The organism is Thauera sp. GDN1 (assembly GCF_029223545.1).
In the GTDB taxonomy this organism is placed as follows: Bacteria; Pseudomonadota; Gammaproteobacteria; order Burkholderiales; family Rhodocyclaceae; genus Thauera.
The window spans coordinates 1390344-1402465 of sequence record NZ_CP097870.1; the positions used below are offsets into that span (position 1 = coordinate 1390344).

Sequence of the window (12122 nt, forward strand, 5' to 3'; positions counted from 1 at the left end):
GGCGCTCCACCCCGGTGCGCCAGGCCGACGCACAAATGCAAACGCCACCTCAGCGGGTGGCGTTTGTGCTTGCAGGCAGCGCTAGGATCAGCCGCGGCCGGTGCGCATCGCGTCGAAGAACTCGGCGTTGCTCTTGGTGGCCTTGACCTTGTCGAGCAGGAATTCCATCGCGTCGATGTCGTCCATGCCGTACAGCAGCTTGCGCAGGATCCACACCTTCTGCAGCACGTCGGACTTGAGCAGGAGCTCTTCGCGGCGGGTGCCGGAGCGGTTGACGTTGATCGCCGGATAGACGCGCTTCTCCGCCATGCGACGGTCGAGGTGGAGCTCCATGTTGCCGGTGCCCTTGAATTCCTCGTAGATCACGTCGTCCATGCGGCTGCCGGTGTCGACCAGCGTGGTGGCGATGATGGTCAGCGAGCCCCCTTCCTCGATGTTGCGCGCCGCACCGAAGAAGCGCTTGGGCTTCTGCAGGGCGTTGGCATCGACACCGCCGGTCAGCACCTTGCCGGAGGCCGGCACCACGGTGTTGTAGGCACGCGCCAGGCGGGTCAGCGAGTCGAGCAGGATCACCACGTCGTACTTGTGCTCGGTCAGGCGCTTGGCCTTCTCGATCACCATCTCGGCGACCTGGACGTGACGGGTGGCCGGCTCGTCGAAGGTGGAGGCCACGACCTCGCCCTTCACCGAACGCAGCATCTCGGTCACTTCCTCCGGACGCTCGTCGATCAGCAGCACGATCAGCTTCACGTCCGGATGGTTGGCCGTGATCGCGTGCGCGATGTGCTGCAGCATGACCGTCTTGCCGCTCTTGGGCGGGGCGACGAGCAGGCCGCGCTGGCCCTTGCCGATCGGCGCGATCATGTCGATGATGCGGCTGGTGACGTTCTCCTCGCCACGGACCTCGCGCTCGAGCTTCAGGCATTCCTGTGGATGCAGGGGCGTGAGGTTCTCGAACAGGATCTTGGTCTTGCACTCTTCCGGCGGCCGACCGTTGATCTTGTCGAGCTTGGTCAGCGCGAAGTAACGTTCGCCATCCTTCGGGATGCGGATCTCGCCCTCGATGGTGTCGCCGGTGCGCAGGTTGAAGCGCCGGATCTGCGAGGGCGAGACGTAGATGTCGTCGGTGCCCGCGAGATACGAGGTGTCGGGAGAGCGCAGGAAGCCGAACCCGTCAGGCAGCACTTCGAGTGCGCCGTCGCCACAGATCGGTTCGCCCCTGCGGGCACGGTTGCGCAGCAGCGCGAAGACGAGTTCCTGCTTGCGCAGTCTGTTCGCACCCTCGACACCGGCGTCCGTCGCCATCTGCAGCAGTTGGCTAACGTGCAGGGCCTTGAGTTCGGACAGGTGAAGCGCGGGCGCGTCGGGATCGCGCGGCGTGGAAGAGCCTTCCTCGCCGCCGTTCTCGACGTCGAACAGATCGTTTTCGGTCTGCGGATTCTGGGGGGAATTGCCGTCCCGGTTGCGCGCGCCGCGGCGACGGGCGCGCGAGGAACCGCGGGAACGGGCCGGAGCCTGGTCCGGCTTAGATGTTGCTGTCAATGAAGGCGGTCAGTTGAGATTTGGAAAGGGCGCCCACTTTGGTCGCCTCGACGTTGCCGCCCTTGAACAGCATCAGCGTCGGAATGCCGCGGATGCCGTATTTGGCGGGCGTTTCCTGATTTTCGTCGATGTTGAGCTTGGCGACCTTGAGCTTGCCGGCGTATTCCTTGGCGACGTCGTCAAGGATGGGGGCGATCATCTTGCAGGGACCGCACCATTCGGCCCAGTAATCGACCAGCACCGGGGTCTGGGACTGAAGCACTTCGGTTTCGAAGTTGCCGTCGGTCACATAGTGGATATGCTCGCTCATGATTCCTCACGTAAGGGCTAGCGGAGATGGACGAAAGTCGAGGACTTCGTTGTGTGGTGTTGCGTGAGTGGGGAGGGTGGGAGCCTGGAAACGCGCCGCGGGGGAAGGCGGGTGCGGCGGGGTCGGGCTGCCCGGCGGAAGGAGGGATCCTTCCGTGAAGAAATTTTGACGCAACTTATGCGAAGCAGCCGCCGCCGTCAAGGGAATCCGCTGTGGCCAGGCGGCGCGCGCGCGCGAACGTGGCAAAAAAGCAAACGTGTGGACTATATTCTCGACCTTGAGTGTGGCCGCCGCGAGCGGTTCGCGAGCCCCGCAATTGGAGACCTGCAATGACCTACGTCGTGACCGAGAGCTGTATCCGCTGCAAATACACCGACTGTGTGGACGTTTGTCCGGTCGACTGTTTTCGCGAGGGACCGAACTTCCTGGTGATCGATCCGGAAGAGTGCATCGACTGCACGCTGTGCGTCGCCGAATGTCCCGTCGAGGCGATTTTCGCCGAGGACGACGTGCCTCAGGACCAGCAGCACTTCATCGCGCTCAATGCCGAACTCTCCAAGGTGTGGAAGCCGATCGTCGAGCGCAAGGAGCCGCTGCCGGATGCGGAGGAGTGGGCCAAGGTGAAGGACAAGCTGGACAAGCTCGAGCGCTGACTGGGGTTAACGCCCACGGCTGGCGGCTTTGCGGCCCTTGGGCGATGCACTAAGATGGTGTCCGGCTTGAATATCCAAATCGACACGGCACGGAGATCGACATGCTGGTAAGCGAGATTCTCGCGATCAAGGGCAAGGTGTTATTCACCATCGCGCCGAACAGAAGCATCGCCGAAGCGGTCGAGATCATGAACGAGCAGGACGTCGGCTCGCTGGTCGTGTTCTCGCGCGGGGCGATGGTCGGCATGCTGACCTTCCGTCAGGTGCTGCAGGCGGTGCAGAAGGGTGGGGCGGACTGGCAGGCGCTCACCGTAGAGGACGTGATGCTGCGCGATCCGCTCACTGCCGCGCCCGGCATGGAGATGGACGAACTGCGTCGGCTGATGGTCGAGCACCATCAGCGCTACCTGCCGGTGATGGAGGACCACACGCTGCTTGGTGTGGTCAGCTTCCACGACGTGGCCAAGGCGGTGCTCGAGGAACAGAGCTTCGAGAACCGCATGCTCAAGAACTACATCCGCAACTGGCCGGCGAGCGAGGACGAAGAACGGTAAGCGGGGCCGGGGCAATTCCCGGTACGCGGCGGCCAGGCCGTCGCACCTCCATGGACGGGAGAGTCACGCCCGTCTGGTCGACGCCGCCGCACACAAGAGCGGCGCGACCCGGTTGGAATGAGGGACGGGTCGTGTGGCCCGTCCGACGCCTCGGGAGGGCGGAGCCGGCTGGCTGGAAGGCCGCCGGCGGTATTTCCAGCAACAGGAGGAGGCAACGTGGAAAAAATCTGGCTGAAAAGCTACCCCCCCGGTGTCCCGGCGGAGATCGACGTCAACGAATTCCGCTCGCTCGGGGAGCTCTTCGAGCGCAGTGTCCGGCGCTTCGCCGACAAGACGGCCTACGTCTGCATGGGCAAGTCGATCACCTATGCGGAACTCGATACGCTGAGCGCGCGTTTCGGCGCCTTCCTGCAGGGCGAGCTCGGCCTGCCCAAGGGCACGCGCGTCGCACTGATGATGCCGAACGTGCTGCAGTATCCGATCGCGCTGTTCGGCGCCCTGCGCGCGGGCTACACGATCGTCAACGTCAATCCGCTCTACACCGCACGCGAGCTCGAGCACCAGCTCGCGGACGCCGGCGCCGAAGCGATCGTCATCCTCGAGAACTTCGCCCATACGCTCGAGCACGTGCGTGCGCAGGTGCCGATCAGGCACGTAATCGTCACCAGCCTGGGCGAGATGCTGGGCTTTCCCAAGGGCGCGATCGTCAACTTCGTCGTGCGCCGGGTGCGCAAGCTGGTGCCGGCGTGGCGGCTCGAGGGGCATCTGTCCTTCACCGAAGCCTTGCGCCGCGGTGCCGGCCACGCGCTGCAGCCGGTCGAGATCGGCCATGAAGACATGGCCTTCCTGCAATACACCGGCGGCACCACCGGGGTGGCCAAGGGCGCGATCCTCACCCATCGCAACATCGTCGCCAACCTGCAGCAGGCGCACGCATGGATCTCGGCCAGCGTCGGTGAAGGGCGCGAGATCATCATCACCGCGCTGCCGCTGTATCACATCTTCTCGCTGACCGCGAACTGCCTGACCTTCCTGAAGATCGGCGCGACCAACGTGCTGATCCCCAATCCGCGCGACATCCCGGGCTTCGTCAAGGAGCTGTCCAGGCATCGTTTCACCGCGATCACCGGCGTGAATACCCTGTTCAACGCACTGGTGAACAATCCGGATTTCGCCAGGCTCGATTTCTCCTCGCTGCGCGTCGCGCTCGGCGGCGGCATGGCGGTGCAGCAGGCGGTCGCCGAGAAATGGAAGAAGATCACCGGCGTGCAGCTGATCGAGGCCTACGGCCTGACCGAGACCTCCCCGGCGGTCACCATCAACCCGCTCGATCTCGAGGCCTTCAATCATTCGATCGGTCTGCCGGTGTCGTCCACCGAGGTCAGCATCCGCGACGACAACGGCGCCGAGCAGCCGATCGGCCAGCGCGGCGAGCTGTGCGTGCGCGGACCGCAGGTCACCCCGGGCTACTGGAACCGCCCCGAGGAGACCGCCCGCATCTTCACCACCGACGGCTTCCTGCGCACCGGCGACATCGCGGTGATCGACGACAAGGGGTTCGTCACCCTGGTCGACCGCAAGAAGGACATGATCCTGGTGTCCGGCTTCAACGTCTATCCGAACGAGGTCGAGGACGTCGTCGCCAGCCATCCGGGCGTGCTCGAGGTGGCGGCGATCGGCGTGCCGGACGAGCGCAGCGGGGAGGCGGTGAAGATCTTCGTCGTGCGCAAGGACCCTGCGCTGACTGCGGAGGTCCTGATCGCCCATTGCCGCGAGAACCTGACCGGCTACAAGGTGCCGCACCACGTCGAGTTCCGCGACGAGCTGCCCAAGAGCAATGTCGGCAAGATCCTGCGCCGCGAGCTGCGCGAGCACTGAAACGCCGTTGCACGAAAAAGATTCTTGTGCGTCGCACAGTTTCGTGATTAAACTCGCGGTCACGTAATCAACCGCTTTCGCTCGAACACCGATTCATGTTCCGTTCCGCCCAGTCGGCCGTCGTGTCCGCAGTCGTCGTAGTACGCGTAGTAGGCGTAGGCATGCACGCGTCGTAACGGGACAAGAAGCACTCGAGCACAGGAATCTCAAACCCCCGTCGGCGCGCAAGCCCGACGGGGGTTTTGTTTTGTGTGCCCGCCGGTCTGCCACCGAATCCGAAACCAAGGAGAGCAACATGAAGCAAATGACCGGCGCGCAATTGATGGTGCGCCTTCTCGAGCGCCAGGGCGTGCGCACCATCGCCGGCATTCCCGGCGGCGCCATCCTGCCGTTCTACGACGCGCTGTCGGGCAGCGACACGATCCGTCACGTGCTGGCCCGCCACGAGCAGGGCGCCGGCTTCATGGCCCAGGGCATGGCGCGCGTCTCCGGCGTGCCGCAGGTGTGCATCGCCTCCAGCGGGCCGGGCGCGACCAACCTGGTCACCGCGATCGCCGACGCCTGCCTGGATTCGATCCCGATGGTGATCATCACCGGTCAGGTGCCGCAGGCCATGATCGGCACCGACGCTTTCCAGGAAGTCGACATCTACGGCATCACCGTGCCGATCACCAAGCACAACTTCCTGGTGCGCTCGGCGCAGGAACTGCTGGAGGTCGTGCCCGATGCCTTCCGCATCGCCATGTCCGGCCGCCCCGGCCCGGTGCTGATCGACGTGCCCAAGGACGTGCAGAACCAGCTCATCGCGGTCGATGAGCTCGAGTTGCCGCCGCCCGCGGTGGCCGACCCGGCGCCGCAGCTCGACATGGCGGCGGTCGAACTGGCCGCGAAGATGATCAACGAGGCCGAGCAGCCGGTGCTCTATCTCGGTGGCGGCGTGATCGCCTCCGGTGCGGCCCCACTGGCGGTGCAGCTCGCCGAGGAGGGCGGGCTGCCGACCACGATGACGCTGATGGCGCTCGGCGCGATGCCGATCGACCATCCGCTGTCGATCGGCATGCTCGGCATGCACGGCGCGCGCTACACCAACTTCGTGCTCGAGGAAGCCGACGTCCTGGTGTGCGTGGGCGCGCGCTTCGACGACCGCGCGATCGGCCGTGCGGCGCAGTTCTGCCCGAACGCGAAGATCGTGCATATCGACATCGACCGTTCCGAGCTGCACAAGATCAAGAACGCCCACGTCGCCATCCACGCCGACGTCGAATGCGCGCTCGAGGCGCTGCTGCCGCGCGTGAAGGTGGCGCTGCGCAAGCGCTGGCTGTCGCATGTGGACAGCCTGAAGACCCGCTTCCCGATGCAGTTCCCCGGCGAGGACGATCCGCGCACCCATTACGGCCTGATCCAGGCGGTGGCGAGCGCGCTCGACGACGAGGCGGTCATCGCCACCGACGTCGGTCAGCACCAGATGTGGGTTGCGCAGGCCTACCCCTTCCGTCGTCCGCGCCAGTGGCTGACCTCCGGCGGCCTGGGCACGATGGGCTTCGGCCTGCCCACCGCGATCGGCGCCGCGCTCGCCGAGCCCGATCGCACCGTGGTGTGCTTCACCGGCGACGGCAGCTTCAAGATGAACATCCAGGAGCTCGCGACGCTGGCCGAGGAGGGCCTCAACGTCAAGATCGTGCTGATGAACAACAACGCGCTCGGCCTGGTGTACCAGCAGCAGACGCTGTTCTACGGCAAGCGCCTGTTCGCCTCGAAATACCGCACCGAGCCCGACTTCGTGAAGATCGCCGAGGGCTTCGGCGTTCCCGCGCTCGATCTGGACAAGACCGACAACCCGCGCGCCGCGCTCGCCGAGGCTTTGAACGCGCCGGGACCGTGCCTGATCCACGCGACGATCGATCGCGAGCAATTCGTCTATCCCATGGTGCCGCCGGGTGCCGCCAACACCGAAATGATCGGAGGCTGATGATGATCGAACAGGTTGCCGACCCCCTGCCGCAAGCCGGCTACGCCAAGGTCGTTCTGGAACTGGATGTGAACAACCACCCCGGGGTGATGAGCCACATCTGCAATCTCTTCGCGCGCCGCGCGTTCAACGTCGAGGGCATCCTGTGCATGCCGGTCTCCGACGGCAAGCGCTCGCGCATCTGGCTGCTGGTGTTCGAGGACCAGCGCCTCGAGCAGATGGTGCGTCAGGTCGAGAAGCTCGAGGATGTGCTCAACGTGCGCCGGCACGGCGCCGAGCACGAGGTCTTCGAGCGCCTCGAGGGCTTCTTCCACTAAGCGACGGGCGCGGGGCCCGTTCGCCTGGACGAACCAGGCGCGGGCTGAAGGGGACGAGGTGTGCGTGCTAGACTCGCGCCCCGTCCCCGTTCATTCCAGCTGCCTCGCGCAGCGTGCGCGCGCGCCGGCCGGCCGCGACCCGCTGCGAGGGCGAAAAGAGAGACATCCATGTCCGGCAACACCATCGGCACGCTGTTCACAGTCACCTCCTTCGGCGAATCCCACGGCCCGGCTATCGGTTGCGTGGTCGATGGCTGTCCGCCGGGACTGGCGATCTGCGCGGCCGACATCCAGGCCGAGCTCGACCGCCGCAAGCCGGGCACCTCGCGTCACGTGACCCAGCGCCGCGAGCCGGACGAGGTCGAGATCCTGTCCGGCGTGTTCGAGGGCGTCACCACCGGCACGCCGATCGCGCTGCTGATCCGCAACCAGGACCAGCGCAGCAAGGACTACGGCAACATCGCCGACACCTTCCGCCCCGGCCACGCCGACTACGCCTACCTGCAGAAGTACGGCCTGCGCGATCATCGCGGCGGCGGGCGCTCGTCCGCACGCGAGACCGCAGTGCGGGTGGCGGCGGGGGCGATCGCCAAGAAGTGGCTGAAGGAGCGCTACGGCATCGTGATCCGTGCGTGCATGACCGCGCTCGGTCCGATCGAGATTCCCTTCGTGTCCTGGGACGAGGTCGACCGCAACCCCTTCTTCGCGCCCAACGCCGCGATCGTTCCGCAGCTCGAGGCCTACATGGACGAGCTGCGCAAGTCGGGCGATTCCATCGGCGCGCGCATCGACGTCGTCGCCAGCGGCGTGCCGGTGGGCTGGGGCGAGCCGGTGTACGGGCGTCTGGACGCCGACATCGCCTATGCGATGATGGGCATCAACGCGGTCAAGGGCGTCGAGATCGGCGCCGGCTTCGCCGCGGTCGCCCAGCGCGGCACCGAGCATGGTGACGAGATGACGCCCGAGGGCTTCCTGTCCAACCACGCCGGCGGCGTGCTCGGCGGGATTTCCACCGGGCAGGACATCATCGCCAGCATCGCGATCAAACCCACCTCCAGCATCCGCCTCGACCGCCGTTCGATCGATCGCGCCGGCAATCCGGTGATCGTCAATACCCACGGCCGCCACGATCCCTGCGTCGGCATCCGTGCCACGCCGATCGCCGAGTCCATGCTCGCGCTGGTGCTGATCGACCACGCGCTGCGCCATCGCGCCCAGTGCGGCGACGTGCGCACCGAGACACCGCGCATCCCCGCGCTCGCCCCGACGGGCAGCCAGCGCCTGCCGTCGCCGCGCTGACCCCATGCGGGGAGAGGGCTACGCCGACCGCAGCGGTGAGATCCATCGCGTCGGCGGTCTGACCCCGCCCGCACGCGGCCGGCGCTGAGGTGCGCCGGATGCTTCCCTACTGGCGCCTGTCGGCCTACTACTTCTTCTACTTCGCCTTCGTCGGCGCGTTCTCGCCCTACTTCACGCTCTACCTGCAGTCGATCGAGCTGTCCGCGACCGACATCGCGCTGCTGATGTCGCTGATGCAGCTGATGCGCGTGCTGGCCCCCAATCTGTGGGGTTGGCTGGCAGAGAAGCTCGGCCTGCGCATCGCCATCGTGCGCCTGTCCGCACTCGCCAGCCTGGCGGGATTCTCGGTCTTCTTCCTGACAACCGACTTCGCCGGGCTGTTCGCGGCGATGGCGCTGATGGCCTTCTTCTGGAGTGCCGCGCTGCCGCTGATCGAGGGCCTGACCTTCGCCCATCTCGGCGACGCGGCGCACCGCTATGGCAGCATCCGGGTGTGGGGCTCGGTGGGCTTCATCATCGCGGTGCTCGGGCTCGGCCATGCGCTCGATTTCCTGCCGATCACCGCCGTGCTGTGGGTGATCGCCGCGATCCTCGGCGGCATCGTGCTGTGCGGCCTCGTCGTCCCCGAGGCGCCGCGACCGCCCGCACACCGGCAGGCGGCGAGCTTCGGCGACACCCTGCGCCGGCCGGAGGTGCAGGCGCTGCTCGGCGCCTGCTTCCTGATGTCGGCGGCGCACGGTGCGCTGTACGTCTTCTATTCGATCTTCCTGGTCGACATCGGCTACGACAAGGCGCTGGTGGGCTGGATGTGGGCGCTGGGCGTGCTGGCCGAGATCGGAGTGTTCATGCTGATGCCGCGCATCGGCCAGCGTTTCTCGCTGCGCGCGATCCTGCTGTTCGCGTTCGCCTGTGCGGTGGTGCGCTTCCTGATGATCGGCTGGGGCGCGGGCAGCCTGGCGGTGCTGGTCCTGGCGCAGCTGCTGCACGGGGCGACCTTCGGCGCTTATCATGCGGCGGCCATCGGGGTGGTGAACCAGTGGTTCCCGGGCGCGCTGCAGTCGCGCGGACAGGCGCTCTACGGCAGCCTCTCGTTCGGCGCGGGCGGAATGCTGGGCGGCCTGCTCAGCGGTTACACCTGGGAAAGCCTTGGTGCCGCGTGGACGTATACGATCGGATCCGGATTCGCCCTCGCCGGTCTCGCCTGGCTGCTGTTCGGCTGGCGCGGCCGTGACCGCGACGAGGGGCCGGTGATGGGCGCGGATCCGTCGAGTTGAGGAGATGCAGAACATGAAACGAATCCGGAAGCTTGCCATGCCGGCGCTGATCGCTGGCTCGATCACCGCCGCCTGCCAGACCGTGCAGACCACCCAGTCCGGTGCCGTCGGCGTGCAGCGCTCGCAACTGATGATGGTGTCGGCGCAGGAGGTCGAGCAGGCCTCGAACCAGCAGTACCAGCAGATGCTCGCCGAGGCACGAAAGAACAACGCCCTCGATCGCGATCCCGCCACCGTGCAGCGCGTGCGCCGGATCGTCTCGCGCCTGACCGCGCAGGCCGGCGCCTTCCGTCCGGATGCGCTGTCTTGGGCGTGGGAGGTGCATGTATTCAGCTCCAACGAGCTCAACGCCTGGTGCATGGCGGGCGGCAAGATGGCGATCTATACCGGCCTGATCGATCGGCTCAAGCTGAGCGACGACGAGATCGCCGCGGTCATGGGCCACGAGATCGCCCACGCGCTGCGCGAGCACGCGCGCGAGCAGGTGTCGAAGTCGATGGCGACCGGCATCGGGCTTTCGGTCGCGGGCGCCTTGCTGGGTGTGGGGCAGGCGGGGCAGAGCCTGATGAACACCGTCGCCAAGGTCACCTTCGAGCTGCCCAACTCGCGCGAGCACGAGACCGAGGCCGACCGCATGGGCGTGGAGCTGGCCGCGCGCGCCGGCTACGATCCTCGCGCCGCGGTCACGTTGTGGGACAAGATGGCCGGCCAGTCGGCCGGGGCGCCGCCGCAGTGGCTGTCCACCCACCCCTCGCACGCCAACCGCCAGCGCGATCTCGCCGAGTACGCCGCGCGCGTGATGCCGCTGTATCAGGGCGCGCGGCGCTGAGATCGGGTGTGCTGTTCAGTTTTGCAGCCTTTGTGAAATAATCGATTTCTTTTTCTGACGCGGAATCACCGGGATGCAAGCTCGCACGCTGTACGAAAAGCTCTGGTCCAGTCATGTCGTCCACCAGGAAGCCGACGGCACGGCGCTGATCTACATCGACCGCCACCTGGTCCATGAAGTGACCAGCCCGCAGGCCTTCGAGGGCCTCAAGCTGGCTGGGCGCAAGCCGTGGCGGATCGGCTCGATCGTCGCCACCGCCGACCACAACACGCCCACCGACCACTGGGACCTCGGCATCCAGGACCCGGTGTCGCGCCAGCAGGTCGAGACGCTGGACGCCAACATCCGCGAGGTCGGCTCGCTCGCCTACTTCCCGTTCAAGGACGAACGCCAGGGCATCGTGCACGTGATCGGCCCTGAGAGCGGCGCCACGCTGCCGGGCATGACCGTGGTCTGCGGCGACTCGCACACCTCCACCCATGGCGCCTTCGGCTGTCTGGCGCACGGCATCGGCACCTCCGAGGTCGAGCACGTGCTCGCCACCCAGTGCCTGCTGCAGAAGAAGTCGAAGACCATGCTGATCAAGGTCGACGGCCAGCTCGGCCGCGGCGTCACCGCCAAGGACGTGGTGCTCGCCATCATCGGCAAGATCGGCACTGCCGGCGGCACCGGCTACGCGGTGGAGTTCGGCGGCAGCGCGATCCGCGCGCTGTCGATGGAAGGCCGGATGACGATCTGCAACATGGCGATCGAGGCCGGCGCCCGTGCCGGCATGGTCGGCGTGGACGAGACCACCATCGCCTACCTCGAGGACCGTCCGTTCTCGCCCAGGGGCGAGGCTTGGGACAAGGCGGTCGACTACTGGCGCACGCTGCACAGCGACGAGGGGGCGCAGTTCGACAAGGTCGTCGAGCTCGAGGCCGAGGACATCCTGCCGCAGGTCACCTGGGGTACCTCGCCGGAGATGGTCACCACCGTCGACGGTCGCGTGCCCGATCCCGCTGCGGTCAGCGACCCGGTGCGCCGCGAGGGCGTCGAGCGCGCGCTCAAGTACATGGGCCTTACGGCCAACACCCCGATCACCGACATCAACGTGGACCAGGTCTTCATCGGCTCGTGCACCAACTCGCGCATCGAGGACCTGCGCGAAGCCGCCGCGGTGGCCAAGGGGCGCAAGAAGGCGGCCAACGTCAGGCGCGTGCTGGTGGTGCCGGGCTCCGGCCTGGTCAAGCGTCAGGCCGAGGCCGAAGGCCTGCACGAGATCTTCCTCGCCGCCGGGTTCGAGTGGCGCGAGCCGGGCTGTTCGATGTGCCTGGCGATGAACGCCGACCGCCTCGAGCCGGGCGAGCGCTGCGCCTCGACCTCGAACCGCAACTTCGAGGGCCGGCAGGGCGCGGGTGGTCGCACCCACCTGGTGAGCCCGGCGATGGCTGCCGCGGCCGCGGTGGCCGGCCATTTCGTCGACGTGCGCACGCTGGGCTGACGGTGCGAGGCTCG

At 66.7% G+C, this 12122-nt stretch carries 11 protein-coding genes; 9 read left to right on the forward strand and 2 right to left on the reverse strand.

The window, feature by feature from the left end; all coding sequences use genetic code 11:
- Positions 1–87: 87 nt before the first annotated feature.
- Entirely contained in the window at positions 88–1305 is a 1218-nt protein-coding gene (rho, locus tag CKCBHOJB_RS06345; RefSeq protein ID WP_281051635.1) for a transcription termination factor Rho, read from the reverse strand.
- A 220-nt stretch (positions 1306–1525) separates the two neighbouring features.
- Positions 1526–1852, reverse strand: a complete 327-nt coding sequence (gene trxA, locus CKCBHOJB_RS06350; RefSeq protein WP_281051148.1) for a thioredoxin TrxA — start codon at positions 1850–1852, stop codon at positions 1526–1528.
- Positions 1853–2181: 329 nt separating this feature from the next.
- Here trxA and fdxA point away from each other — a divergent pair, with 329 nt between their 5' ends.
- From fdxA to leuC, 9 genes are all read left to right on the forward strand, one after another.
- On the forward strand, positions 2182–2505 hold the full coding sequence (gene fdxA / locus CKCBHOJB_RS06355) for a ferredoxin FdxA (protein ID WP_281051149.1): 324 nt from the start codon (positions 2182–2184) through the stop codon (positions 2503–2505).
- Between the two features lie 101 nt (positions 2506–2606).
- Entirely contained in the window at positions 2607–3059 is a 453-nt protein-coding gene (locus CKCBHOJB_RS06360; RefSeq protein WP_281051151.1) for a CBS domain-containing protein, read from the forward strand.
- Between the two features lie 216 nt (positions 3060–3275).
- On the forward strand, positions 3276–4937 hold the full coding sequence (locus tag CKCBHOJB_RS06365; protein ID WP_281051152.1) for a long-chain-fatty-acid--CoA ligase: 1662 nt from the start codon (positions 3276–3278) through the stop codon (positions 4935–4937).
- 295 nt (positions 4938–5232) lie between these two features.
- Positions 5233–6906 carry an acetolactate synthase large subunit gene (gene ilvB, locus CKCBHOJB_RS06370; RefSeq protein ID WP_281051153.1) on the forward strand — a complete coding sequence of 558 codons (1674 nt, stop codon included), beginning with the start codon at positions 5233–5235 and terminating at the stop codon, positions 6904–6906.
- On the forward strand, positions 6906–7223 hold the full coding sequence (ilvN, locus tag CKCBHOJB_RS06375; RefSeq protein ID WP_281051154.1) for an acetolactate synthase small subunit: 318 nt from the start codon (positions 6906–6908) through the stop codon (positions 7221–7223). The genes ilvB and ilvN overlap by 1 nt, the downstream gene beginning before the upstream one ends.
- A gap of 168 nt (positions 7224–7391) precedes the next feature.
- Positions 7392–8522: a chorismate synthase gene (aroC, locus tag CKCBHOJB_RS06380; RefSeq protein WP_281051155.1), complete on the forward strand. Its 1131-nt coding sequence runs from the start codon at positions 7392–7394 to the stop codon at positions 8520–8522.
- Between the two features lie 98 nt (positions 8523–8620).
- Complete coding sequence (locus tag CKCBHOJB_RS06385; RefSeq protein WP_281051156.1) at positions 8621–9796, forward strand: MFS transporter; 1176 nt, start codon at positions 8621–8623, stop codon at positions 9794–9796.
- 13 nt (positions 9797–9809) lie between these two features.
- Positions 9810–10625, forward strand: coding sequence for a M48 family metallopeptidase (locus tag CKCBHOJB_RS06390; protein ID WP_281051157.1), 816 nt, complete (start codon positions 9810–9812; stop codon positions 10623–10625).
- A gap of 73 nt (positions 10626–10698) precedes the next feature.
- Positions 10699–12108, forward strand: a complete 1410-nt coding sequence (leuC, locus tag CKCBHOJB_RS06395; RefSeq protein ID WP_281051158.1) for a 3-isopropylmalate dehydratase large subunit — start codon at positions 10699–10701, stop codon at positions 12106–12108.
- Positions 12109–12122: the final 14 nt, after the last annotated feature.